Consider the following 24,692-nt stretch of genomic DNA (forward strand, 5'->3'; position numbering starts at 1 on the left):
TGGGGATGCGGTGGACCTGCCTCGCGAACGCTGCGGCCCCACGCTTCGACGTTCTCAGCCGATAGCCCCGCTCGGCCAAACACCAGGCGCACCCTGGTTGGCACCGAGGCGCGCAAGGCCGACACCTCGGGCCGGCCGCTCGCCCGCATGATTTCTCGGCCCGCTGCAGGACAGGCCACGCCATCCATATGGGCAGCCTGTCCGCTGGCCCCTCGACCGCAGCGCCGGACCCTTCACGGGGGAGACATCTACGCCGCTCAGGCCGCGACCTTCGCGAACGTTCCCGTCGCAATCTGGTCTTCGAGCTGAGCCTTGAAGTCCGCGATACCAAGGACCTGGACCGGGTTTCCGCTCTCATCGAGGAACTCGTAGAGCGCGTCCTCGATGTTGCGGTTGCTGAAGAACACGATGGCGTCCTGATCGCCGCCGCCTTCCATGTGCGGTTCGCCGTTCGCCGCGCCGGAGACGAAGCTGCCGGTGGGGCGAACTTCTTTCGGCTCGCCAGTCTCACCGTAGAACCGAAGCTCGCCCTGCATCACCAGGGTGACGTAGGGGCACTTGTGCCGATGGAGCATCACCCGCTGGTTCGCCGCGAACTTGAACACGACGTCGACGATGCGGTTCTCCTCGTCGACTTTGTAGACGAAAAACGCGATGTGCGGGAGCCAATCCAACGTCCGCCACGTGATGTTGCGCTCATCGAAGGTGGAGTTCGGCATTCGGTTTCCTTCCGCTTGTTCTTATTGGTTCGGGACCGGCACGCATGGCGTCGGCGCTCCGGCCCCGTCGCTGGCTGCTCAACCGTGCGGCTTGAACACGACCTTGGTGCAGTTGTCCTTCTTGTCCCGGAACATCTCGTACAGGGCCGGGCCGTCCTCCAGGTTGCTGGAGCGATGGCTGATGATGAAGGACGGATCGATGTCACCGTTCTGGATGCGCTCCATCAGCGGTTTCATGTAGCGCACCATGTGGGTCTGGCCTGTCTTCAGGGTCAGCCCCTTGTTCATCAGGACGCCCAGGGCGACGGGACCGACCGGACCGGCGAAGACGCCCGGCATCGAGACGTTGCCGCCGGGACGGCAGGCCAGGATCGCCTGGTTCAGCGCGAAGGGGCGCTCCAGGCTGACGGTGTGCTCCATGATGGCGGAGGAGACCTTCTGCAGCGTCGTGTCGGCGCCGTGGGACTCCATGCCGACCGCCTCGATGACCGAGTCGGGACCCAGGCCGTGGGTCATCTCCATGAGCGTGTCCTGGATGTTCTCGGTGGCCAGATCGATGGTCTCGGCACCCGCCTGCCGCGCGAGAGCCAGGCGCTCGGGGACGCTGTCGATGGCAATGACGCGCTTGGCGCCCAGCATCAGGCAGCACTTGACTGCGAGCACGCCGACCGGACCGCAGCCCCAGATCGCCACCGTGTCTTCCGGGCCGATGTCGCAGTGCTCGGCGGCCTGGTAGGCCGTCGGGAAGATGTCGCTGAGGAACAGCACCTGCTCGTCGGTGAGCCCCTCCGGCACCACGATGGGGCCGACATCGGCGTAGGGCACCCGCAGGTACTCGGCCTGCCCACCGGCGAAGCCCCCCGTGATGTGCGAGAACCCGAACAGGCCGGCGAGCGGATAGCCGTAGGTCTCCGCCTGCAGCTTGCCGTTCGGGTTGGTGCGCTCGCAGCAGCTCCAGTTGCCCCATTTGCACTGCCGACACTCGCCGCAGCAGATGGTGAAGGGCACCACGATGCGGTCGCCGACCTTGAGCTTCTGGTTGTCGCGTCCGACCTCGATGACCTCGCCCATGGTCTCGTGGCCGAGGACGTCGCCACACTCCATCGTGGGCATGAAGCCGCCCATGAGGTGGAGGTCGGAGCCGCAGATCGCGCAAGCGGTCACCTTGATGATGACGTCGCGGCCATGCTCGATCTTGGGATCGGGGACGGTCTCGCAGGAGATTTTACCCCTGCTCTGCCATGTGAGGGCTTTCATCGGGGGTTTCTCCGCAGATTTTGAAAAGGGTCTCACTCAGCCAACCTCCGAATCTCCCGAATGATCCGGCCGGATCTCGTTTGCTTCATCGCCCGGCCGGATGTGCCCGCTTCAGGCCCGTGGGGGCGTTTCGGCCAGGATCCGGGCCTCGGGGACGCTCAAGGGGCGTGACCCCGTGCCTCTGCCGGACCTGACGCGACGCCTCTTCCAGCTGCGCGAGCGTTCGCGCGGCCGCCTCGGTCCCTCGCGGGCCGCCATCGGGTCCAGGCGCGATGTCCCGACGGGAGGCTCGGTGTTCTCCCTTGACACTCGAGGGCGCGGTATGCCTTGTCGAAGGTCGTGACCTTGCCTCACAGCCACGCGATTTTCACGGCCCTCCAGTTCGGCGACTGGGGGGCCGTCGTGGTTTCAGGGTCTATCTTGCGGCGGTGATCTGCCCTGATGCCGGCGAACGCCTCGTCCCGAAGGGCAAGCGCAGCCAGGCATGCCGGGTCGCGTGCCCGGCGGGGTTCAGTCACCGGTAGCCCCGTCCCGATCGAGAACCAGCTGGAAGGCAGAGCATCATGACGAGCGACGACAGCGGCGCCCGGGATCGTCGCGAAACGAAGGTTGCGAAGCACCTGGAAAAGGCGCGCGCCGGGGGCGAGGCCCGCGCTGACTACGACGCGACCCAGCAGGCCACCGAGGACAAAACGGTACGCCTCAAGGCGTTGCGGCTGGCCAAGGAGAAAGCCGAGAGGGAAGGCTGATTTGGTCCTCCGGGTCCGGAGGAGCCGCAGAACCGACGGGCGAGATGGCCCTTCGGAGGGCGCGACATCGATCGGGAGACGGCGCGTCGTCGGTCAGTCCCGTGCGCGTCATGCCGAAGATCGAAAAAGGTCTTTCGTTGCCAGGCAGGGGGCCGGGACCTGCTCAGGGTGGATTCCGGCCGTTCCCTCGACGTCACACGGGCAAACGCGCATCTGACCTGCGTTTCCTGTTGCGCCGCAACATACGTTGTTGTGGCTCGTTGATGGGGCGCTACCCTCGCATCGACGGGTGAGGGACGGCATCGACGGTTCGCTCGCCGAGCGACGCCCACGATGCTGCGCCGACCCCGAAAGGTCCTCCCGATGCGCGTGATCGCCCTCCTCGCTTCCTTCGTTGCCCTCGCACCGCTTCCGGCGCTCGCTTCTTCATGCGGGGAGCAGATCGGCACGATCGAGCGTCGGCTCGACAGTGCCGGAGCCATCCAGATTACGGGCCTCCAGGAAGGTCACACCCTTCGCACGGGTTCGCCGCGCGGCATCAGTGCCGTTCGTCTCGATGCACCGACCGATCCCGAGACCCTCTCGACAGCCTCTCACATCGCTGAAGCCCGCATCCTGATCGCGCGCGCATCCGGCGAGGATCGCCAGGGCCAGCAACGCGCCTGCGAGAACACCATGAGCGAGGCCAAGGGCATGATCGGCGCCCTGCCGTAGTCGAACCGGAACCACCTCACGCGGCCTGGCCGGCGAAAGCGTTCTCATGACCGGATATCTCGGCACGGCCCCAACGATGACCCGTGAGCGGGCCATCGACTGGCCGCAAGCGCTGCAGCGGCGGTTCGGCAACGAGGCCGGCAGCCGGGCCTATGACCTGTTCGTGCCATCGAGCTATGGCGAAGCGGCCCTTCCCCTCGTGGTGATGCTGCATGGCTGCTCGCAGACGTCGCGCGACTTCGCCATCGGAACACGGATGGACCATCTCGCCGAGGAACACGGCTTCCTCGTCGCCTATCCGGATCAGCCCAGATCCGCCAACATGGCCAAGAGCTGGAACTGGTTCAGGGACGGCGACCAGCAGCGCGACCGGGGTGAGCCCTCCATTCTGGCGGGACTGACCCATCAGATCATGAGCGAATTCAGCGTCGACCCCGGACGGGTCTACGTCGCGGGTCTCTCTTCGGGGGGCGCCGCGGCGGCCGTGATGGCTCTCGCCTATCCGGACCTTTACGCGGCGGTCGGTATTCATTCCGGTCTGGCAGGCGGATCGGCGGGGTCGATGGCGACCGCATTCTCGACGATGCGCCGGGGAGCCCTGCCTGCGCTGCACCGTCTCGCGCATGAAGTGCCGACCATCGTCTTCCATGGGGACAACGACAGGACCGTGTCGCCCGTCAACGGCGATCAGGCCATGGCGCAGGCTCGGCCGGACGTCCCGTTCAAGACCAGCACCATCACGGGGCGATCGGAGGGCGGCATGGCCTACACACGGACGATCCTGACGGCGCCCGACGGCCCCTGGACCTCGGAACAATGGGTCCTCCACGGAGGCGGTCACGCCTGGGCGGGTGGCAACCCTGCGGGCTCCTACACGGACCCGGCCGGACCGGATGCCAGCCGTGAGATGCTCCGGTTCTTCCAATCCCACGCAATGTCGACGGTCTGAGCGGAGGTCGTGCACGCTCCGCCGAGCCCGGCCTCGATCTCTCATGGGCCGCCCTCGGCCCAGCAAAGGCATATCATGGCTGAGAACCCATCGAATTTCGTTCGCGACTGGATCAGCGAGCACGTCCGGAGCGATCCCTTCTTCAACGGGCATGTCGAAGAACGCGTCGGGCTCGTCCTGAAGCGTCTGACGTCGGCCTCGGAAGCGGCCGACATCCCGCAGGACGATCCGGAGCTCGCGCCCGACCTGCTCCGGGATCTCATCCAGGCCGCGATCGAGAGAACCCGCGACCCCTCCGCCGGGCTTCAGTCGTTCTGACGGTTCACGCCGGATGACGCCGGCCGGTGCCGGTGGCCTGTCCGGCCCACGAGGGAGTCGGCGCCGAGCGTCCCGGCATGCGGATCTCGCCGGTTCGAGGAGGGACGGCCGTACGGCGACGGAGCAGGCTATGTCCGCCGTGGAGGCGACCCGGACGACCGCCCGTGGCGATTCTCCGACGGCGACTGCGGGCCTCCGCGCTAGCGACCGTCGGGCCGCCAGCCGGTCAAGCCCGCCCAGGCCTCGTCGATGATGTGCTCGCGTCGCGCGGCACGGTCCCGAGCGGCATCGGCGACGCAGCGCAGCGCGGCCTCCATGGCTTCGGGGCCGCCGGCTGCCGAGGCGTCCTCGCCCTTCCGCCGGATCGCGGCCTGGAAGGCCTTCACCGCGGGTCCGGCCGTCGGGCCGCTCTCGACCGCTGCGACGAGATCCAGCAAGGCCTTCGCGATCGGTACGATGGCCTCCTGCCATGGGGGCGCAGGCGGCGCCGCCGGACTGTGCGGTGCGGCGGAGGACGGCACGGTCGTTCGTGGGCGGATCATGACGGCGTACTCCCGAGGCCGAGGGGTGGGTCCGATACCTGAGTGCCAAACGGCACGACATTCCAGACGAGGCAGGCCTAAATCAAGGTCACCGAACAAGTCACGGCCCGCCGCCATTTGACGGAGACCGCGCAAACCCAAGTGGATTGTGCCATGAACATGCGTCTTGCTTCTGCCGTTGCTGCTGTCGTCCTGAGCGTCGGCGCGATGGCTTCGCCCGCCCTGGCCCAGAGTTACACCGCTCCCGCCGGCATCCCCACCGTGACGGCGCCCGGTGGACTCGAGGGCCGCAGCTACGACGCGATCACGACCGGATCGATCCGCACCGTGCGTGGCCACGACTCGGCCCAGGAGGGCAACGCCAACCAGCCGAGCTTCCCCGTCCAGCAGTACGGTCAGACCTCGGGCGGCCCGGCTCGCTGAGCCTCCACCTCTGTGATGCGACCAGCGGCGAGGCGAAAGCCCCGCCGTTTTTGTTTCAAGGATCGGCCGATAGCGACCATCGCAGAATCGCGTCTCGGATATTTGATCCAAGGCCTTTCGTACCTCGATCCTAATGGCACAGCTTGAGCGCGTTCGGAAAGGCTATAGGTCATAGCGTGTGTACGAACGGGGCAAGCAGACCACATCCCTCTTGAATATCAGTCCTAGATCTATCATGCCTTTATCTGAGCTTATTACAACCAGATGGTAGCATGACGGACAGCGCAGACAACCAGAACTCCGATCTTGTCGACCTCGCCGGTGACATCGTCTCCGCCTATGTCGCGAACAATTCGCTTCCGACATCCGAGCTGGCGGGGCTGATTCGGAGTGTCCATGCGGCGCTCGCGCGGCTCACCACCGGGGTGGCCGAGCCCGTTCCGGAGGAGGCCCCTGAGAAGGCGACGCCCGCACAGATCCGCAAATCGGTGACGCCGGCCGGTATCGTCAGCTTCCTCGACGGCAAGACGTACAAGACGCTCAAGCGTCACCTGACCGGCCATGGCCTCGATCCGCACAGCTACCGTCAGCGCTACGGCCTGCCGGCGGACTATCCGATGGTCGCGCCGGACTATGCCGCCCAGCGTTCAGCCCTGGCAAAGTCGATCGGCCTCGGCCGGGTCGGCGATCGCAGCGAGGCGCCACAGCCAACGGCCAAGGGGCGTGGCAAGGCCGCGTAGCCCTGAATCGCCTGCAAGGCGGCCCGCCAGCGCGGTCGCCGGTCGCTTCACGACGGTCGGCGACAGCCGAGACGGGCCGGCGACGGCGGAATCAGACGCTCTGCGACGTTCTACGCTCAGGGAACGGCGCAGGGTTCGGCCGCCACGGCACCCGCAGCGCGGGACGGACGCGCATCCCCGATTGGCGGTCCCACATCGACACGCGGGACGAGGATTGGCCGTGAGCCTTCGGGTAACCGAAGGCCGGCATCCTGACGGCGAGCCACGTTGCGTACCGGCTCGCCCGTGAGATGGACGATCCTCCCCGCCAGCCCGTGAACAGATCGGGCGGCGGGGCTGCGTCATGAACCACGATCCGGACGATCCTCCTCTGACGACCCGACCGATCGGGGCTTCAAAGCCGGTGTTTTGTGGAGCGGCGGTGCAACCTTAACGGTTTGTTGCCGATGCGCGTTCAGGATGCCTCAACCTTTGGAGGATCCTGGCCCATGCGTGTGCTGCTGATTGAGGACGACGCCTCTGTCGCGCAGAGCATCGAGTTGATGCTCAAGTCCGAGAGCTTCAACACCTACACCACGGATTTGGGTGAGGAGGGAATCGATCTCGGCAAGCTCTACGACTACGACATCATCTTGCTGGATCTGACCCTGCCGGACATCTCGGGCTACGAGGTGCTGCGCACGCTGCGGGCCGCGAAGATCAAGACGCCGATCCTGATCCTCTCCGGCATGGCCGGCATCGAGGACAAGGTGAAGGGCCTCGGCTTCGGCGCCGACGACTACCTSACCAAGCCCTTCCACAAGGACGAGCTCGTCGNGACATCATCTTGCTGGATCTGACCCTGCCGGACATCTCGGGCTACGAGGTGCTGCGCACGCTGCGGGCCGCGAAGATCAAGACGCCGATCCTGATCCTCTCCGGCATGGCCGGCATCGAGGACAAGGTGAAGGGCCTCGGCTTCGGCGCCGACGACTACCTGACCAAGCCCTTCCACAAGGACGAGCTCGTCGCCCGCATCCAGGCGATCGTGCGCCGCTCGAAGGGGCACGCCCAGTCGGTGATCACCACCGGCGACCTGATCGTGAACCTCGACGAGAAGACGGTGGCGATCGCGGGCAGCTACGTGAAGCTCACGGGCAAGGAGTACCAGATCCTGGAGCTGCTCGCCCTGCGGAAGGGCACGACGCTGACCAAGGAGATGTTCCTCAACCATCTCTACGGCGGCATGGACGAGCCCGAGCTGAAGATCATCGACGTCTTCATCTGCAAGCTGCGCAAGAAGCTGGCGAACGCCTCGTCGGGCAAGAACTACATCGAGACCGTCTGGGGTCGCGGTTACGTGCTCCACGATGGTGTCTCGGAGATGCGCGCCTTGGCCGGTTGACGGACCCCGCTGCGCACCGGCCGGTCGATCCATGTCCAACCCGGCGCGTCGTTTCCTTCGGCCGACAGAACCCGTCCGGGGAGGGCCTCGGACGGCAGATCCGCCCCGAGGGATCCTCGGATCGCACGATGCCCACGCACAGCCCGCGGCCTAACGGCCCGCGGGCTGTTTTTCCGGGAACCAAGAGCCGTGCTGGGCGTTAGGGCCACCGCCAATACTATGGTAAGTAAAACCTTAATCCATTCTTTGACCAATCCGGGCTTCATCATTCTGATCTAGGTGTTGCGCGTCTGCACTAGTGGCCAGACCTGCCCTGTCGGTAAGGTCTCTTCACACCGCACCGAGAGTGCGCGGCAGCTTTCCCCCGGTAGACCAGACATGATCAAGACCCTCATCCTCGCCAGCGCCGCCACGGCCCTTCTCGCCGGTACCGCCTCTGCCGCCGACCTTCCGCGCCGCGCGGCCCCCCCGGTGTTCGTGCCGGTGCCCGTGTTCACCTGGACCGGCTTCTACGCCGGTTTCAACGCCGGTTACGGCTTCGACGCCTCCAGCAACAACCAGGCGACCGTCATCGGCGTGAACGGCGCCAGCACCCTGGTCCTGCCGGGCACCACCGCTGCCATCGCCTTCGGCAACGGCCGCAGCAACGACGGCTTCGTCGGCGGTGGCCAGATTGGCTACAACTACCAGTTCACCCCGGGCTCCGGTGTCGTGATCGGTGTCGAGGCCGATGCCCAGTACGTCGACTTCGGTCGTGAGCGGAACCGCTTCTCGGCCACCGGCCCGCTGGCCGCCCAGCAGGTCTTCAACCCGGCCGGCGTCTCGGGCCTCGACTCCTCGACTACTTCGGCACCGTCCGCGGTCGCCTCGGCTACGCCTTCGACCGCACCCTCGTGTACGGCACCGGCGGCTTCGCCTACGGTTCGGGCGGCGGTCGCGACTTCGGTCTGACCAACTCCAGCCGTGACGACTTCCAGACCGGCTGGGCTGCCGGCGGCGGTATCGAGTACGCGCTCCCCACCGACTCSTTCCTGAACTTCTTCCGCTCTTCGGCCGTGACGCTGAAGGTCGAAGGTCTGTACGTGAACCTCGACCAGGGCAACCGCAACAACGGCGCCTTCGCGGTCAACAACGTCGGCACCGTCATNTCGGCCGTGACGCTGAAGGTCGAAGGTCTGTACGTGAACCTCGACCAGGGCAACCGCAACAACGGCGCCTTCGCGGTCAACAACGTCGGCACCGTCATCACCACCACCAGCCCGGGCGTCGTGCTCGTCAGCGGCGGCCGCCAGGTGCGCGACACCGAGTTCGCCGTCGTCCGCGCCGGCCTGAACTACAAGTTCGGCTCCTACTAGGATCGNGGGCGTCGTGCTCGTCAGCGGCGGCCGCCAGGTGCGCGACACCGAGTTCGCCGTCGTCCGCGCCGGCCTGAACTACAAGTTCGGCTCCTACTAGGATCGACGGGACTTTTCGGTTCGGCCTGAGCGTCCCCAGCCCCGATCATCTGGCCGCTTTCGTCGTCACGCGCCTCGAGGAGAGATCCTCGGGGCGCTTTCGTTTNAGAAGATGAATCTCCCGCCGGCGAAGGGTTGCGGGCGGGCCGGCAAGGTCGAGAGCCCGTCGTAGGATCGACGGGACTTTTCGGTTCGGCCTGAGCGTCCCCAGCCCCGATCATCTGGCCGCTTTCGTCGTCACGCGCCTCGAGGAGAGATCCTCGGGGCGCTTTCGTTTGGCGGCATCGCGAGCCTTGGCACGTGGACGAAGTGCCGGACGTGTCGACTCCCTGCCGACGGATCACCGTGACCGCGGCGCGGCCCAGCGCGTCGTCCGGAAGCTGAGCGCCGAGCCGCCGCTGCTCGCGCCTGACCGGATCGGCCCGGATGGTGCCAGCCCCCATCCGCCCGCCATCGTCGCCACCAAGCGCGCCGGTCTCTTGGCCGGTGCCCCACCGCCTGTGGGATCGCGCACCTGCAGCCGGGGATCGAAAACGAACAGGTCCGGGTCGCGGCGACCAAGCGCCGCTTCGGCGGCTTTCCGCCCTTCCGCACGGCCAGGCGGACCATCGCGGGCTTCGAGCCCGGGTGCGGCTGCGCAAGAGTTCCGGGTGTTCGAGAGTTCCGGGTGTGCGAGAGTTCCGGCTCTGCAAGAGCTTCGGCTGGGCAAGAGCTTCGGTCTCGTCGGCGCCCCGTCGCGCGCCGGACCCGCCGTTCGCCGTCTGCGATCTCCCCCATGAAGTGCGACACGCCCCTTCGCGGTCCTGACGCCCCTTCGTGGTCCTGGAGAACGGCGCAGACCCGCCGTCCTCGCGGACGGAGTCCCGCGCCTAGGGGCTCGATGTCGCAAGGGCGGGCAGGTCCGCCCCGGCCTCGATCTCGGCCGCCGAGGGCAGGCGCCCGAGGCCGAGCAGATGCAGGAAGGCGGTGAAGGCCTTGTTGCGGCCGATGCTGCAGGCGGCGGTCACCCGATCGCCCTTGACGTAGTAGGCAATGAAATCGAGGGCGGCGGGGTCGCCCTGCAGGACGATCCGGTCGAAACCCTTGGCATAGCCGCCGTAATCGAGCCGCTTGTCGCCCTGGTTGCTCCAGAAGAACGGCACGCCCGCGAACGCGCCACCCCGGCCGAGGATGGCATGGGCCACATGCGTGCCGTGTTGCTGCGCGAGGCGCCAATGCTCGATCCGCGCGGTCTCGCCGCTCGCCGTCTCCGGGAACGCGGCGATGTCGCCCGCGATCCAGACGCCCTCCGCGAGCTTGAGGTCGCCGCCGACCGCGAGGCCGCCATCCTCGTCGGGGGTGACGCCCCCGATCAGGCCGGTCTCCGGCCTGGCGCCCGCGCCGACGAGGACGATGTCGGCCGGAAGGCGTCGTCCGTCCTCCGTCTCGACCGCTTCGACGCGGTCGGTGCCGGTGATCCTGGCGACGGAGCCGGTCTCGAAGGTGACGCCGTTGCCGGCATGGTACTGCTTCAGCGTCGCGCCCACCGCCTCGCCGAAGCGCTTGGCGAAGGGGATGTCCTCGCGCGCCAGCACGGTGACGGACAGCCCGCGCTTGGTGAGAAACGCGGCGGCCTCCAGGCCGATGAACCCGGCGCCCACGACGACGACGGATTTGGCCTCGCCTGCCGCCTCGCTCACCCGGACTGCGTCGTCGAGGCTGCGCAGGGTGAAGACCCCGCCGAGGTCCTTGCCGGGGAAGTCCGGCATCACCGCCCGGCTCCCGGTGGCGACCAGGATCGCGTCGGCCTCCAAGGTCCGGCCGTCCGCCAGGGTGACGGCGCGCCGGGCGGGATCGACCCGGGTGACGTCCCCGGTGACACGCTCGACCCTGTTGGCCTGCGCGAAGTCGGGCTCGATCAGCACCTTCTCCGGCGGGGTCGGCTTGGCCAGGAACTGCTTCGAGAGCTTGGTCCGGTCGTAGGGCGGGTGGGCCTCGCGGCCGACCAGGGTGATGTGGCCGTCATAGCCTTCGCGGCGCAGGGTCTTCACGCAGGCAACGGCCGCCGCGCCCGCGCCCACGATGAGCACGCGCGCCACGGGCGTGTGCGCCGTCTGCATCGGCGCCGGCTCCGGCGTTAGGGTCGCGACGGCGTCGGACCCCTCGATGCGGACGGGGTAGCGCGTCAGGGACTCGAGGGCCGGCGGCTCCTCCAGGCTCCCGTCGGCCAGCGCGAAGGCGGCCTTGTGCCAGGGGCAGTAGAGGCGTCCGCCGCAGATCTCGCCCTTGGCGAGCGGCGCCCCGAGATGCGGGCACTTGGCCTGGAACGCCCGCACGCCGGAGGCGTCGCGCACGAACAGCACCTTCTCGTCCCCGGCCGCGCCCTCCGTCATGCCTCCCATCGGGATCGCGTCGAGGGCGAGGCGGATCTCGGTTCCGGGCATGGCTGGCGTCTCTCCTGGCAGGCGTCGTCGCGCCCGGCCGGACAAGTCGCCGAACCCGTTCCGGTTGCAGCGTGCGACATCGCGGGCTTGGGCTGCGTCGGCCGGCGCGTCGCCCGTCACGCCGCGCGGGGCCGGACCGGGCGTGGACCCCGCGAAGAGATCGCGGCCAGGGAATCGCGGCCAGGGGATCGCGGCCATCGGGGCGAACGCGATCCGGCCGATCTGTCCGGGTCTCCGACCGGCGCGTCCCGCCGAGCGGCGCTTTCGGACGCCGCTCGGCGGGGCCTCAGATCGGCTTGAGAAACTTGCACTTCCCCCCTTGGGCCCAGGGACCCTGCACCCGTGCCTCGGCGCAGAACGCGTCGACCGCGCGGGTCACACCGGGGAAGCGGCCTCCCAGGCTGTCGTAATCGTCGGCGATGAGGAGGCCGCCCGGGCGCAGGACCGGCCACCAGGCCCGGAGATCCGCCGCCACGGAGGCCTCCTCGTGACCCGCGTCGAGATGGATGACATCCGCGGTCACGCCGCGCAGGCGCAACAGTTCGGCGGCGTTCACCGAGTCCAGCGGAAGGGGCAGGACCCGGTCCGCGAGCCCCTCGCGCAGCACGTTGGCCAGGAAGGTGCGGTACAGGCTCGGGTAGCCGTGCTCGGTGGCGAGTTCGGCGAACAGGTCCGCGTCGGCCCAGTGGTCGACGGCCCCGAGCCAGGTATCGACCGCGATGACGGTCCCGTCGACGCCGTGCGCCGCCAGGGAGCGGGCCAGGTGCAGGGTGCTGGCGCCCTTCCAGGCGCCGATCTCCACGACCACCTCGGGGCGGAACGCCCTGACGGCGTCGTCGAGATAGGGGTGGACGCTGCGCCAGCGCTGGAGGTCCAGGGGACGCAGGGTGGCCGGCGGGTTCGCGAAGGGATCGCGGCCGTGCCAGAGGGCCTCGAGGAGGGCGCGGCGGGTCGTCGGGGGACGGCTCATGGTGTCGGCTCGCGCTGCGGGTCGCGCCCGCCCGGGGATCGGGTGCGTCTGGGGACGTCAGTCATGGGCGGCGCGGTGCGCATGCGCGTAGAGCTCCTCGCAGCGCGTCAGCCAGCGATCGCGGGTGAACAGGCGCAGGACCCGCGCGTGCGGGACCGTGCGCGGAATCGCGAGGGCCTCGCCGATCGCCCGGGCGAGGGCCGGCCCGTCGTCCGGCGGCGCGAGATGTCCGGCCTCGCCGACCACCTCCGCGGCCGCCCCCCTGGCAAGGCCCGCCACCGGCACGCCGCAGGCCATCGCCTCGATGGCCACGAGGCCGAAGGGCTCGTCCCAGCAGGGCGTGAACAGGAAGACGGAGGCGCGGCCGATCTCGTCCGCCAGGGCCTCGCCGGAGAGATGGCCGCCGTAGCGGATCGCCCCGCCGAGCTGCGGGGCGATCCGTGCCTCCCAGTAGGCCCGGTCCTCGATCGGGCCGAAGAGGGTGAGGGGAAGACCGGCCTGCCGGGCTGCCGCGACGGCGCAATGCGTGCCCTTGATGGGTGCGATGCGCCCGGACCAGACGGCGCCGCCGTCGCCCCGGTCCCGAAAGGGCCAGGCCGCGGGATCGACGCCGTTGTGGAGCACGGACACCTCCGGCGGCGCGCCCTCGGGCCACCAGGTTCCGCGCTGGGCCTCCGAGGTCACGGTGATCCGGTGCCCGGGCACCAGGCTGTCCGCCACGAACCAGCGCAGGGCGTCGTAGGGCGGCACGTGCAGCGACGTGACGGTGGGCACCTCCGCGAGACGCCGGCGCTCCAGGGGCAGGCGGCTCAGGGAATTGTTGTGCAGCACGTCGAAGCCCCCGGCCGCGATCCGGTCGCAGGCGGCGGCGTATCCGCCATCCACGTGGGCCTTGAGCCCGGCATCGCCCCGATGTTCCAGGCCCGGGAAGCTGCGCTCGTGGTGGACCGGGATCACCGGATCGACGGGGAAGCGCGGGTCGCTGTCCCCGGCGGCGAAGAGGACGACGTCGTGTCCCCGCGCCGTCAACCCATCGGCCAGCGCCCAGCACTGGGCCTCCATGCCGCCCGCGAAGGGCCGCGCCACCGGATGGCGCAGATGGGCGAGGAGCGCGATCCTCACGCCGTCGCCGCCGCGGCGGCCGCCTGGGCCTCGAGGTGGCGGATGACGGAGGCCGAATTGCTGTAGGGCTGGTGGCTCTGCTGGCCGGTGAGCGCGAAGTCGCCGGCCTCCGGGCGACGCAGGATGCGGATCGGTCGGTCGGGGGTGTCGTCGATCAGCCCCATCACCTTGAAGGCGTAGAGCCAGTGGCCCATCGTGCGGTAGCCCCACTTGGCCTCGAACAGCTCAGCGTTGCGCACCACGCTGTCGAGGTGGTGGACCGGCGGCATGTGATGGGGGTGGTACTGGTGATAGGCCAGCCCGCCCTTCATCCAGGCGATGGGGATGCCGGCCTGGTCGAGGACCTTGCCGAAATCCGTGTCCTCGCCGCCATAGCCGGTGTAGCGCTCGTCGAAGCCGCCCGTGGCCAGGAAGGTGGCGCGCCGGATGGCGAAGTTCAGGGACCAGAAGCAGCGGTAATCCGGGCAGATCTCGAGACCGGAGGCCGGGGGACCGCGGCGGTCGGAATGGCGCTCGGCGACCTTCGCGAAGTCCTCGCAGGTCCAGCCCCCCGCGGTGGCGCGCTCGGGCAGGTGGAGGACCTCGCCCATCAGCAGGCCGTCGAGTGCGTCGAGGCCGCGCGCGTAGTCGGCCACGAGGTCGGGGGCCGGGATGCAGTCGACGTCGAGGAAGACGACGGCGTCGCCGCCGGCCGCCGCCACCCCGCGGTTCCGCGCCGCCGCCAGCGGCAAGTCGGTGCCCGGCACCCGGATCTGGCGGACCGGGAAGGCGACCTCGGGCAGGTCGTAGGGCGCGTCCTGCATCACCGCCACGATGAACTCGGCGGGGACCTGCGTCTGGCGCTCCAGGCCGAGGAGTACGTTGCGCAGGTGCGCCGGCCGTCCCTTGGCCAGGGTCACGACGGAAACGGTGGACATGGGGCGGTCTGGCTCCGGGAGGTTCGAGCGCGGGGGAAGCGGGCGGTCAGCCGGCGGCGGCGACCGTGCGGGCGGCGGGCGTGAGGGGGACGGGCTCCGCCGCGCCGTGCCAGAGTTCGTCGGTCAGGCCCTCGAGCCAGCCCGCGGCGCGGGCGGCGGCGTCCGGCGCGTAGAGGCTGCGCAGGGGGGCGGTGTCGAGGGCGCGGGCCCGGGCGAGGAGGTCGCGCCAGCCCTGGAGATCGCCGGGCCAGACGGGGGCCTGGACGGCGGCGCCGAGGCGGACCAGGGCCTCGGCCTTGCGGGTCTGCTCGCCGAAATAGCGCCATTCGGGCATCACGATCAGGCGTCCACCCACGCGGGCGACCTCGTGGACGGTGTTGTCGCCGGCGGAGGCCACCACGATGTCGGCGGCGGCGAGGTAGTCGGTCACCGAGGGCACCCAGCCGAGTTCGCGCAGGTTGGAAAAATCGGTCTCGTGGCCCTCGCGATGGGTCGGCCCCAGGGTCAGCCACAGGGCCTCGGGGGCGGCCCGGGCGGCCACCGTCAGGGGCGCGTAGGGCGTGCCGCTGCCCCCGCCCCCGGTCACCGCGACGACGATCTCGCGGTCCGGGTCGAGGCCGAGCCGCTCACGGGCCTCGGTTCGATCCGGCACCCGGTCGACGCTGGTGCAGAGGCCGCCGCTGTAGAAGGTCTTGGCCCGCAGGGCGGCCGGGTAGTCGTCCTGCTCCAGGCGGGCGTCGAAGGGGGCCAGCATGCCGACGCAGGCCTCGTAGGCGCCCACATGGCCGATGTCGGCGCGGTCGCCATGCATCCGGATCTGCACCGCCGGCACGCTGGCGATGCGCGCCAGCAGCGCGATCTCCGCCGAGACGTCAACCACGAACAGGCCGACGTCGCGCTCGTCGAGATGGTCGAGGATGCGCCGCATGGTCCGGCGCATCGGGGTGAGGCCCAGCGGCACGCAGTGCATGACCTGGGGCGTCGGCTCCGCGTAGAGGCGCGGCGTCGGCACCTCGGCGCCGATCATGTCGGGCAGCGGCACGATCTCGATGTCGCGGGAGAACCCGTCGAAGAGCTGCGGGCCCGCGGTGAGCACGGAGACGGGCCGGTCCCGGGCGAACGCGGCGGCCACCGCCATCGTGCGGTTGGCGTGGCCCCGTCCCTGGTGATGGACGAAGAACGCAATGGGTTTCGTCATGGCTGTCGGGTTCGCGATCCGTCAGGAGAACAGGGCGTCGGGCTTCAGGGCGGCGGCGATCTCGGGACCCCCCGGCCGGCGCAGGACCCGGATCGCGGGGGCGTCGTCGGCCCAGTCGATCAGCCCGGCGTCCCGGAACTGGCCGAGCCAGTAGGTCATGCACCAGCGCCCGTGCGTGTTCCGGAAGCGGGCGGCGTTGGCCAGGATGGCGTCGAAGTGCTGCAGCGGCGGCACGTGGACGGGATGATGCTGGTGGTAGGCCCGGGCGCCCCCGACCCAGTAGGTCGGCAGCCCGGAGGCGGCCAGGCGCGCGGCGAGGTCCGTCTCCTCGCCGCCATAGCCGCGATAGGCCTCGTCCATGCCGCCGACGGCGCGCCAGGACCGGGCCGGGAGCGCGAAGGACAGCCCCCAGAGCTGGCCGGGATCGGCCTCCCGGCGCAAGGCGTCCGGCGGGATCGCGGGGCGGGCCGGATGGGCCCGGCCGAGCCGGGCGAGGGCCGCTTCGTCGGCGGCCGCCTCCGGGCTCAGCCCCGTGGGCAGGTACAGGACTTCGCCGAGGAACAGGCCGTCGGTTTCCCGGGCCGCATGCCGGTAGGCCTCCACGACGGTGGGGGAGGGGATGCAGTCCACGTCGAGGAAGATCAGGAGATCGCCCGTGGCGGCCTCGGCCGCGCGGTTGCGGGCGGCGGCGAGGGGCATCGGTTCCCCCGCCACGTGGCGGTGGCGCACGGGACAGCCCGGATCCGGCAGGTCGGGCGCGCGGTCCGGCTGCATCCAGGCGATCACCAGTTCGCGCGGGCGCACGGACTGACGCGCCAGCCCGGCCATGAGGTTGCGCAGGCGGTCGGCCCGGCCGCGCACCAGGGTGAGGACGCTGGCGCCAGGATCTGCGGAGGGTCCGGCGGAGGACCCGGCGGACGGATCAGCCGGCATCGGCCAGCATCCGGCGGAAATGGCCGACGCCCTCGATGATGCCGCGGGCGTGCGAGGCCCGGGCCACGTAGGAGTGCTGCAGGGCGGCGTTGCTGGCGAGATCGTCGGAGTAGTTGGCCACGATGATCGCCTGCGCCTGGGCGCGCAGCATCTCGACGTCGTTGCCCGAATCGCCGGCCACGAACACGGCCCGCTCCGGCAGGCCGTAGAGGGCCCGGACATGGCCCACCGCCGTGCCCTTCGAGGCCGCCTCCGGCAGGACGTCGAGGTAGAGGCCGTGGCTGTGGATCACGTTCGCGGCGAGTCCCGCCCGCACGAGGGCCGCGCGGACCCTCTGGGCGGTCGCCGCATCCCCGAAATAGCTGAGCTTGTGCCCGCGCTGCTCCAGGGGCCCCTGGGGCACCAGACCGTCGAGATCGGAGAGCGCCGCGTGCACGCCCGCCCGGTCCCAGCCCGCCGACACGGTGGCGCGCCAGGCGGCATCGGCCGTGTAGGTCACGCCGTTGGGGTCGAGGTGGTAGATTTCCGATCCCACCGAGGTGATCATCACCTGCGGGCGCGGGCTGGCCTGCTGCTCCAGGATCGCCATGGCGCTGTGGAACGAGCGGCCGGTGGCGACTCCGAAGGCGAGACCCGCCTGCCGGCTGCGCCAGCGCCGGAAGATGCCGAGGGCCGCCTCGCAGCCCACCAGCGTGTTGTCGATGTCGCAGACGAGGAGTTGCCGCGCATCCGCCAGCGGCGGGGTCGGGACGCACAGCGCCCGCAGCAGGTCGTGGTAGCGCGCGGCGTGCCGGTCCCAGTCATAGGCGGCGGCCGCGCGGGCGCCCCCCGCCACGCAGCGGGCATAGAGGGTGGGATCGTCCAGGATGCGCAGGCACGCCGCCGCGATGGCGTCGGGGGTGCGCGGATCGACGAGGAGCCCGTTGCCGCAGGTCTCCACGATGTCGTTGGGGCCGCCGCTGTCGGTGGCCACCAGCGGCAGGCCCGCGGCCGAAGCCTCCAGGAGGGTCAGGCCGAAGGGCTCGTTGAGGGCGGGATTGACGAAGAGGCCGCCCCGCGTGCGGGCATAGGCGTAGAGGGCCGGAACGTCCTCCGGCCCGTGGGTCTTGGGATAGGCCACCCGCCCGTAGAGGTCGTAGCGGTCGATCAACACCAGGATCTCCCGCATGGTGCCTGCCATGTCGCCGTCGAGGGCGTCGATGTCCTCGCGGGTCCCGGCCATCAGGACGAGGTTGGCCCGCGCCTGCAGGGCGGGGCTCTCGCCGTAGGCCCGCACCAGGGCGCCGAGGTTCTTGCGCGCCACCGGGCGGGCGAGGGCCAGCAGCGCCGGCTTGCCCGGCTCGTGCAGGAAGCGGTCGATGGTGGCGTCCACGCGCGGCAGGGGTTCGGCCGCCGCGAACCGGGCCAGGTCGCTGCCCGGCGGCAGGACGCGGATGCGTCCCGGATCGTAGGCCGCATACCCGGCATACTGCACCTCCGCCTCGTCGCGGGACGAGGCGACGACGAGACGCGCGCGCGCGAGTGCGCCCTCCTCGGCGGCGATGCGGCGCGCGAGATCAGGGCAGGCTTCGGCGCCGTGGCCGAGCATCGCGGCCTTGACCCGCCCGAGGGAATGGGCCGTGAACACGAAGGGAATGCCGAGGGCATCCTCGATGAGCGTCGCCACCGAAGCGGCATCGGCGTAGTGGGCGTGGATGAGGTCGGGCGGCTGAGGCTGCGCCGCGATCCAGCCCATGAGGTTGCGCGCGAAGCTGTCGACCTCCGCGTGCATCGCCTCCTTCACGCGGTAATCCGGTGACGCGCTCGGGAGCCGCACGAGCGTGACCTTGTCGGAGATGCGCTCTTCGGGCACGGCGTAATCCGGGCCGAGCGCGCCGTGAAACAGGCGCGTCGCGATCACGATCCGCGCGATCCCGGCATCCTGGGACGAGGCAGCCACCAGATCGAGCAGGTAGCGGATGTGGCCACCCGTATCGGCGGTGAGCCCGAACACGACCCCGCCGCCGCGCAGGCAGCCTTGCAGGGCGACATGCAAGACAAACATCAGGCCGCTTGCAGCTCAAGCGTCTTCCGACAAACAGAATTCAGGCAAAGAAACGTTACCGGGGAGGTACATACCGTGATTCGTGTCGCCCAAATCGCCCCCAACATATTCCCCGTTCCCCCTGAGCACCACGGCGGTACGGAGAGGGTCATACATGACCTCAGCACGGCACTGGTTAACCTAGGTGTGGAGGTAACGCTCTTCGCGCCTTCGGACAGTGCGACAGACTTGCCGCGCATCGGCGACCAGCCGAGCCTCGCGGCCCTGGAGCGGCGCCACGGGCGGGTCGCGCCGGGGGTCCCGGCAGCCCTGGACGCCCTGCAGCTGGAAGCGCTGCGCTGCCGGCTGGACCAGTTCGACATCGTGCATGGCCACGGGGAGTTCGCCCATGCGGCGCTCCTCGGCGCGCGCCGGCGCCACAGCCTCACGACGGTGCACTGGCGGGTGGACGAACTCGACCGGGCGCTGTTCTTCGCGGGCTTCCCCGACCTGCCGGTGGCGGCGATCTCGGCGGCGCAGGCGGCCGGCATCCCGCCGGCGAACCGGGCCGGGATCGTGCATCACGGCCTCGCGCGGGACCGCTACGCCCTGAGCCCGCAGCCCGGCCCGCACGTCGCCTTCGTGGGCCGGATGACCGACCAGAAGCGGCCGGACACCGCGATCCGGGTCGCGCGCGCCGCCGGCCTGCCGATCCGCCTCGGCGGCACGATCGATGTCGGCAATCCCGATTATTTCGAGCACCGGGTGCGCCCGCTCCTGGGGGCGGACGCCGTCTATCTCGGCCCCGTGGACGATGCCCGCAAGGCCGAGCTCCTGGGGAGCGCGCGGGCGCTCCTCTTCCCCATCGACTGGCCGGAGCCCTTCGGCTTGGTGATGATCGAGGCGATGGCCTGCGGCACGCCCGTGGTGGCCTGGAACCGCGGCTCCGTGCCGGAGATCGTCGAGGAGGGCGTGACCGGCTTCATCGTCGCCTCCGAGGCGGAGGCGGTGGCGGCCCTGGCACGGATCGATCAGCTCGACCGGGCCCTGATCCGCCGGCGCTTCGAGGCGCGCTTCACCGCCGCGCGCATGGCGGCCGACTACCTCGCCCTCTACCAGCGCCTGCTGGCCGCCTGATGCGCGTCGCCCTCCTCGCCTGGGACTACCCGCCGGCCCCGAGCGGCCTCTCGACGGCGGCCCGCGAGATCGCCGAGAGCCTCGCCGAGGGCGGCGCCGACGTCACGGTCTTCAGCCTCGACCGGACGGGGCGCGAGCGCCGCGGCGGCGTCACGGTGGCGGGCTTCGCCCTGCCGCCCGGCGGTGGGCTGGCGCGCCTGCGCCGCTGGGGGGCGGCGGGGCACCTCGCCGCGCCGCTCGCCTTCCGGCGCGCCGTCCTGGCGGCCCATGCCCGCCAGCCCTTCGACGTCGCAGAAGCCACGAACTGGTACGCCCCCGGCGCCCTGCTGGCCGGGCGCCGGGATCTCCCGCTGGTCACGCGCAGCTCGACGCCCGCGGCCTTCACCCGGGACGCCCCCGAAACCCTGCGCGACCGCCTCGACGGGTGGGCCGCCGACGCCCTGGAACGCGCCCAGGCCCGGGGCAGCGCCGGGCTCATCGCCAACACCGCCGCGCACGGGGCGGTGATCGCCCGGGCCTACGGCCTGTCCGGCCGGCAGCCGGAGGCGGTGATCGGCCTCAGCCTTCCGCCGGAGATCACGGCGGCGGCCCGCGGCGCCGCCTACCCGGACGCGACCGGGCCGGTGCGCCTGCTCTTCGTGGGCCGGGCGGAGGCGCGCAAGGGCTTCGACGCGCTCCTCGGCGCGGTCGCGATCCTGGCCGACGCGGCGGAGCGGGGCGCCGGTCCCACCTTCCGCCTGGACCTGATCGGCGTGCCCCCGGAGGACCTGCCGGGGGACCTGCCCGAGGCGGCCCGCGCCCGCATCCACGCCCGCGGCCGGGTGCCGGCCGAGGCCCTGGCGCAGGCCTACGGGGCGGCCCACGCGGTGCTCGCCCCCTCGCGCTACGAGAGCTTCGGGCTCGTCTACCAGGAGGCCCTCGCCTATGGCCGGCCGGTGGTGGCCTGCGCCGAGGACGCCAGCGCCCGCGCCTTCGTGGGGGCGCCGGATGCGGGGCCCCTGGCGCGGGAGGCCACCGGCGCGGCCCTGGCGGAGGCCCTGCGCCCGCTGCTGGCCGATCCGGCGCTGCGCGAAGCTTACCGGAGCCGGGCGCTGGCGGCGTCCGGCCGCTTCACCCGGGCGGTCCTGGGGCGCGAGACGCTCGCCCTCTACGCCCGGGCCATCGCGGCGGCCCGGACCCGTCCGAAGCGGCGCGCGTCCGCGCCTCAGTCCCGGTAGGGGCGCAGCAAAGCGGCCTCTTCCTCGGGTCGCCCGTGCCCGGGCGCGAGGCGCTCGTAGTGCCGGGAGCGCGCCAGGACGTGGGCCCGGTCGAGATGGTGCTCGATCGCCCCGTGCAGGGCGATGAGGCTGCGCGGCCAGCCGCCGTCGAGCACCGGCCGCTCGTGCACGCGGCCGGCATAGCGCACGGACCGGCGGTTCAGGCGGTACTGGACGTCCGGGTAGACGTCCGAGCGGATGCCGTCGACGTGGTTCCGGCGCGCCAATCCGATCGAGACGACGTCCCCCGCTTCCGCCAGGGCCGCCAGGGACGGCAGCCGCCGGCCGGCGTCCACGGCCAGGGTCTCGTCGGCGTCGAGCTGCAGCATCCAGGGATGGCGGGCGAGGTCCTGGAGGGCGTTGCGCTGGGCGGCGAAGTCCTGTCCCAGATCCCGCTCGAGATCCTGCCCCAGGGGCCGGGCCCCCACCCGCAGGGTCCCGCGCGGAAAGCCGGCGGCCGGCACCGCAGCGGCCGGTCGTGTCTCGGCATCGAGGAGGATCACGACGTCGTCGGTCCAGTCCGCATGGACCGCGAGCCCCGCCAGGACCGCCTCCAGCGCGGCGGGGCGGCAGAGCAGGCCGAGGGAGACGGGCCGCCCCGCCGCCCCGTCGAGCGCGTAGAGTTCCCCGCGCGCGGCGTGCCGGTCGTGGGGTCGGCGCAGGGCCGTATGCCCGGCGGCGTCGCAGGGCCGGACGCCGAGGGCGTGGCCGGTGGCGGCGCTGCGCAGGGTGTAGAGGTCGAGGCCGTAGGGCGCGTCCGGGTCGGGGTCGAAGACCGGGCCGGCGAGCTGTTCGGCCAGGTGCGCCCGGCAGGCTGCCGGATCGGCCCCCGCCTCCAGCAGGAGGCCGCAGGCGCCGCAGGCGATCGGAAACGCCCTGACCCGCCCGTTCGGATAGGCGAGGTGACGGCGGCTCGGCCCAAGCATGTCGGCCGCGCAGACGAAGCATCGGCGCATCATCGGTCCCGGCCCTCGTTGTCCCTCGCCGCAGAAATCCCGCCGGCACCGCAAGGATCCGAACGGACCTTGCCGCGCCGGGCCGGCGCCATACCTCCGCTGCTCCGCGAACCCCTGCCGCAGTTGGACATCGAGGTCGACTCCCCGCGTATGCTCGACCTGTTCCCCTCCGCATCGGGACCCCTCGCCCTCGTCGGCAACGCCCCGGGGCTCGATGCCGCCGCCGCGATCGACGCGGCGCCCTGCGTCGTGCGCTTCAACAACGCGCCGGGCTTCGGCGGCCGCGCCGGCGCGCGGGTCACCCATCTCGCCCTGGTCAATCGGGGCGGGCAGATGCGCGAATGGCTCGCCGACCCCCGCTTCCTCGAGCGCCCGGTGGTCCGGTGCGCGCAGGCCTTCATCCTGCCGTTCCCGATGCTGCCGGCCGAGCAGAACCGGCCCGAACCGGTGTGCTGGACCCGCGAGGCGATGGATTTGCTGGCCCCCCTGGGCAAACCCGTCCACATCCTGCCCGAGGACCTGCACCGGGCGGCGCGGCTCCGTCTCGCCGCCGTCATGGCCGATACCGGCGCGGCCGAACCCGGCACGGATGAATCCGGTCCGAGCGGGCGGCCGAACCCGAGCACCGGCTTCCTCGTGACGCTGGCCTTCCTCCTCGGCCGTCCCCTCCGGTGCGGCCCGGTCGAGGCGCACGGCTTCGGCTTCGACGGCTGGCCCGGGCATCCCTGGGCGGCGGAGCGGGCCTGGTTCCGGCAGGCCGAGGCGGCCGGGCAGCTCCGCCTCCATCCGTGCCGCCCGTGACCCTTTCGACCGGAATCAGGCCCCGCCAATGACGACTCTCATCACCGTCCTGAAGAGCGGCGGGCGCTACGACGCGGCCTGGGTCGAGCGCCTCGCCCGGGGCGTGCGCCGCCACGCTCCGGCCTTCGACCGGATCCTCTGCCTTACGGACCTTCCCCTCGCGGTGGCGGGCGTCGAGCGCGTGCCGCTCCGGCACGACTGGCCGGCCTGGTGGTCGAAGATGGAGGCCTTCCGCCCCGGGCTTACCGAGGGACCGACGCTGCTCTGCGACCTCGACACCGTCCTGACCGGGCCGGCGGACGCCCTGGCCGAGCCGGGCCTCGCCTCCATGGAGGATTACTTCCACAAGGGCCGCCTCTCCAGCGCCCTGCTGCGCTGGCAGGGCGGCGAACTGGATGCCCTCTACGCCGCCTTCGCGGCCGAGCCGGAGCGCTGGATGGCGCCCGACTCCTGCGGGCCCGTGCCGAACGCCGTGCACGGGGACCAAGTCGTCATCGACCACCTGCTGCGCCGGGATGGCCTGGCTCCGGATTTCTTCCAGCACCGATACCCGGCCCTGCTCGACTTCTACGACCCCCGGCGGGCCGAGCATGGCCCGGTGGTCGTCTTCATCGGCGCCTCGAAGCCCGACACCGCCACCGGTCCGGTCCGGACGGCGTGGGACGGGGCGTGGCCGCAGAGGGACGACGTTGGCGCGCAGGGACGCGACCGCCGCTGACGGGGGGGCACCGCGCGTCCGCGCGACGGTGCCGGAACCGGTCCGGCCCCTGCGGCTTCCGCGTCGGCTTCGTCCGGGCCGCAGCTTTAGCCGACCACCAGGGTCAGGGTCCGGTCCGCGGGCCCGAGGTCCACCCGGCGGCCCCAGTCGAAGGCGAGGAAGTCCTGCTCGATCCCGTCGGCGAAGACCACGCCGCCCTCGTTCATCCGTGACGTGACCGCGAGGGCGGCCCCGGCGAGCCGGCCCGCCCGAAGGGTCGTGCCGGTGGCCACGCTCGGAAACGGCTCGCGCACCCAGTAGCCCACCGCCGCTTCTTCCGCGCCGATCCCGACGGTGAGATGCGTCGCCTCGCCGATCGAGCGGGCCCAGCCGGTCAGGCCGGTGCCCGAGGCGACGATGAGGCCGCTCGACGACTGGTCCTCGGCGGTGCCGTCGACCGCGATGCGGTAGCGTGCGGATTGATGGCTGCGGTGGCCGACGAAGATCTCGTTCAGGGCCACGAGCCGCTGGCCGCCGTCGAGGGCGGCCTGCACCATGGTGCGCCGCTCCACCGGAGCCGCTCCTGCGGCGCTGGCCGGGAGCAGGGCGCGCAGGCCCGCCACCGCGACCCGCGCGAGGGCGCCGTCGTAGAGGTCGGGGGCCGGATTGACGCCGATCACCGGCTGCGCGCGCAGGTACTTCGCCACGTTGGCGACGAGGCCGTCCTGGCCCACCGTGACGACGACGTCCTCGGGGGCGAACAGGAAGCGGTCGAGGTCGACGCGCCGGGCCAGCGCCTGCCGCCAGTCCCCCGGCACCGCGGCCCGCGCCTGGCCGAGCACGGCGTGGAAGCGGGCGTGCCGGTCCTCGACCTCCGCGAGGCTCTGGCCGCGGCTCTCCAGGAAGAACCGGGCCTGGCCGCGGGTGGCGTGCCGGGCGAGCAGGGCCTCGTAATCGGTCTCGCGGACGACGAACACGGCGCGCGGGGTGATGACCGCCATGGCCCGTCC

Annotated in this window: 22 protein-coding genes and 4 pseudogenes; 14 read left to right on the plus strand and 12 right to left on the minus strand. The window is 71.1% G+C overall.

Features of this window, described 5'->3' with window-relative positions; translation table 11 throughout:
- Positions 1-257: 257 nt before the first annotated feature.
- The gene (locus tag ASG63_RS11685) at positions 258-719 is read right to left on the minus strand and encodes a hypothetical protein (RefSeq protein ID WP_056216240.1); all 462 of its coding nucleotides are present in this window, start codon (positions 717-719) and stop codon (positions 258-260) included.
- Between the two features lie 78 nt (positions 720-797).
- Complete coding sequence (locus ASG63_RS11690) at positions 798-1,976, minus strand: zinc-dependent alcohol dehydrogenase (RefSeq protein WP_056216243.1); 1,179 nt, start codon at positions 1,974-1,976, stop codon at positions 798-800.
- 563 nt (positions 1,977-2,539) lie between these two features.
- Here ASG63_RS11690 and ASG63_RS11695 point away from each other — a divergent pair.
- From ASG63_RS11695 to ASG63_RS11710, 4 genes are all read left to right on the plus strand, one after another.
- On the plus strand, positions 2,540-2,725 hold the full coding sequence (locus ASG63_RS11695; protein WP_056216245.1) for a hypothetical protein: 186 nt from the start codon (positions 2,540-2,542) through the stop codon (positions 2,723-2,725).
- A 363-nt stretch (positions 2,726-3,088) separates the two neighbouring features.
- A complete protein-coding gene (locus tag ASG63_RS11700) occupies positions 3,089-3,439 on the plus strand; it encodes a hypothetical protein (RefSeq protein ID WP_056216247.1) in 351 nt (116 codons plus the stop codon).
- Between the two features lie 46 nt (positions 3,440-3,485).
- A complete protein-coding gene (locus ASG63_RS11705; RefSeq protein ID WP_056216249.1) occupies positions 3,486-4,388 on the plus strand; it encodes an extracellular catalytic domain type 1 short-chain-length polyhydroxyalkanoate depolymerase in 903 nt (300 codons plus the stop codon).
- Positions 4,389-4,463: 75 nt separating this feature from the next.
- Positions 4,464-4,706 carry a hypothetical protein gene (locus tag ASG63_RS11710; RefSeq protein WP_056216251.1) on the plus strand — a complete coding sequence of 81 codons (243 nt, stop codon included), beginning with the start codon at positions 4,464-4,466 and terminating at the stop codon, positions 4,704-4,706.
- Between the two features lie 200 nt (positions 4,707-4,906).
- Here the strand turns inward: ASG63_RS11710 and ASG63_RS11715 are convergent, their stop codons facing one another.
- Positions 4,907-5,248, minus strand: coding sequence for a hypothetical protein (locus ASG63_RS11715; RefSeq protein ID WP_082487243.1), 342 nt, complete (start codon positions 5,246-5,248; stop codon positions 4,907-4,909).
- A gap of 153 nt (positions 5,249-5,401) precedes the next feature.
- Here ASG63_RS11715 and ASG63_RS11720 point away from each other — a divergent pair, with 153 nt between their 5' ends.
- The 6 genes and pseudogenes from ASG63_RS11720 to ASG63_RS26450 all read left to right on the plus strand — a co-directional run.
- Entirely contained in the window at positions 5,402-5,671 is a 270-nt protein-coding gene (locus tag ASG63_RS11720) for a hypothetical protein (RefSeq protein WP_056216254.1), read from the plus strand.
- Positions 5,672-5,943: 272 nt separating this feature from the next.
- The gene (locus tag ASG63_RS11725; protein WP_056216256.1) at positions 5,944-6,411 is read left to right on the plus strand and encodes a MucR family transcriptional regulator; all 468 of its coding nucleotides are present in this window, start codon (positions 5,944-5,946) and stop codon (positions 6,409-6,411) included.
- 488 nt (positions 6,412-6,899) lie between these two features.
- Positions 6,900-7,072: pseudogene (locus ASG63_RS27020) on the plus strand (response regulator); the annotation flags it as partial.
- A 156-nt stretch (positions 7,073-7,228) separates the two neighbouring features.
- A pseudogene (locus tag ASG63_RS11735) lies at positions 7,229-7,795 on the plus strand (response regulator transcription factor); the annotation flags it as partial.
- 381 nt (positions 7,796-8,176) lie between these two features.
- Positions 8,177-8,942: pseudogene (locus ASG63_RS11740) on the plus strand (outer membrane protein); the annotation flags it as partial.
- Between the two features lies 1 nt (position 8,943).
- A pseudogene (locus ASG63_RS26450) lies at positions 8,944-9,150 on the plus strand (porin family protein); the annotation flags it as partial.
- 968 nt (positions 9,151-10,118) lie between these two features.
- Here the strand turns inward: ASG63_RS26450 and ASG63_RS11745 are convergent.
- The 7 genes from ASG63_RS11745 to ASG63_RS11775 form a co-directional block, all read right to left on the minus strand.
- Positions 10,119-11,672 (minus strand): FAD-dependent oxidoreductase, encoded by a 1,554-nt coding sequence (locus tag ASG63_RS11745; RefSeq protein ID WP_056216259.1) that lies wholly within the window; start codon positions 11,670-11,672, stop codon positions 10,119-10,121.
- A 286-nt stretch (positions 11,673-11,958) separates the two neighbouring features.
- On the minus strand, positions 11,959-12,642 hold the full coding sequence (locus ASG63_RS11750; RefSeq protein WP_056216261.1) for a class I SAM-dependent methyltransferase: 684 nt from the start codon (positions 12,640-12,642) through the stop codon (positions 11,959-11,961).
- Between the two features lie 57 nt (positions 12,643-12,699).
- On the minus strand, positions 12,700-13,764 hold the full coding sequence (locus tag ASG63_RS11755; RefSeq protein WP_056216263.1) for a glycosyltransferase: 1,065 nt from the start codon (positions 13,762-13,764) through the stop codon (positions 12,700-12,702).
- Positions 13,761-14,681 (minus strand): glycosyltransferase family 2 protein, encoded by a 921-nt coding sequence (locus tag ASG63_RS11760; protein WP_056216265.1) that lies wholly within the window; start codon positions 14,679-14,681, stop codon positions 13,761-13,763. The genes ASG63_RS11755 and ASG63_RS11760 overlap by 4 nt, the downstream gene beginning before the upstream one ends.
- Positions 14,682-14,727: 46 nt before the next feature.
- On the minus strand, positions 14,728-15,879 hold the full coding sequence (locus ASG63_RS11765) for a glycosyltransferase (protein WP_056216267.1): 1,152 nt from the start codon (positions 15,877-15,879) through the stop codon (positions 14,728-14,730).
- A gap of 21 nt (positions 15,880-15,900) precedes the next feature.
- Positions 15,901-16,812, minus strand: a complete 912-nt coding sequence (locus ASG63_RS11770; RefSeq protein WP_056216269.1) for a glycosyltransferase family 2 protein — start codon at positions 16,810-16,812, stop codon at positions 15,901-15,903.
- On the minus strand, positions 16,802-18,856 hold the full coding sequence (locus tag ASG63_RS11775) for an HAD-IIB family hydrolase (protein WP_056216271.1): 2,055 nt from the start codon (positions 18,854-18,856) through the stop codon (positions 16,802-16,804). Before ASG63_RS11775 ends, ASG63_RS11770 begins: the two co-directional genes overlap by 11 nt.
- A 75-nt stretch (positions 18,857-18,931) precedes the next feature.
- Here ASG63_RS11775 and ASG63_RS11780 point away from each other — a divergent pair, with 75 nt between their 5' ends.
- Together ASG63_RS11780 and ASG63_RS11785 are read left to right on the plus strand one after the other, a co-directional pair.
- Positions 18,932-19,972: a glycosyltransferase family 4 protein gene (locus ASG63_RS11780; RefSeq protein WP_056216273.1), complete on the plus strand. Its 1,041-nt coding sequence runs from the start codon at positions 18,932-18,934 to the stop codon at positions 19,970-19,972.
- On the plus strand, positions 19,972-21,189 hold the full coding sequence (locus ASG63_RS11785) for a glycosyltransferase family 4 protein (protein WP_056216275.1): 1,218 nt from the start codon (positions 19,972-19,974) through the stop codon (positions 21,187-21,189). The genes ASG63_RS11780 and ASG63_RS11785 overlap by 1 nt, the downstream gene beginning before the upstream one ends.
- On the opposite strand, the gene ASG63_RS11790 is transcribed toward ASG63_RS11785, so the two are convergent.
- The gene (locus ASG63_RS11790) at positions 21,177-22,184 is read right to left on the minus strand and encodes a hypothetical protein (RefSeq protein WP_056216353.1); all 1,008 of its coding nucleotides are present in this window, start codon (positions 22,182-22,184) and stop codon (positions 21,177-21,179) included. The genes ASG63_RS11785 and ASG63_RS11790 overlap by 13 nt on opposite strands.
- A 150-nt stretch (positions 22,185-22,334) precedes the next feature.
- On the opposite strand from ASG63_RS11790, the gene ASG63_RS11795 reads away from it, so the two are divergent.
- Both ASG63_RS11795 and ASG63_RS11800 read left to right on the plus strand, forming a co-directional pair.
- The gene (locus ASG63_RS11795; protein WP_156394173.1) at positions 22,335-22,985 is read left to right on the plus strand and encodes a hypothetical protein; all 651 of its coding nucleotides are present in this window, start codon (positions 22,335-22,337) and stop codon (positions 22,983-22,985) included.
- A gap of 28 nt (positions 22,986-23,013) precedes the next feature.
- The gene (locus ASG63_RS11800; RefSeq protein ID WP_056216277.1) at positions 23,014-23,703 is read left to right on the plus strand and encodes a hypothetical protein; all 690 of its coding nucleotides are present in this window, start codon (positions 23,014-23,016) and stop codon (positions 23,701-23,703) included.
- Positions 23,704-23,789: 86 nt separating this feature from the next.
- On the opposite strand, the gene ASG63_RS11805 is transcribed toward ASG63_RS11800, so the two are convergent.
- The gene (locus tag ASG63_RS11805; RefSeq protein WP_056216279.1) at positions 23,790-24,683 is read right to left on the minus strand and encodes an NAD(+)/NADH kinase; all 894 of its coding nucleotides are present in this window, start codon (positions 24,681-24,683) and stop codon (positions 23,790-23,792) included.
- Positions 24,684-24,692 lie beyond the last annotated feature (9 nt).

The organism is Methylobacterium sp. Leaf94, from assembly GCF_001426045.1.
Taxonomy (GTDB): Bacteria; Pseudomonadota; Alphaproteobacteria; order Rhizobiales; family Beijerinckiaceae; genus Methylobacterium.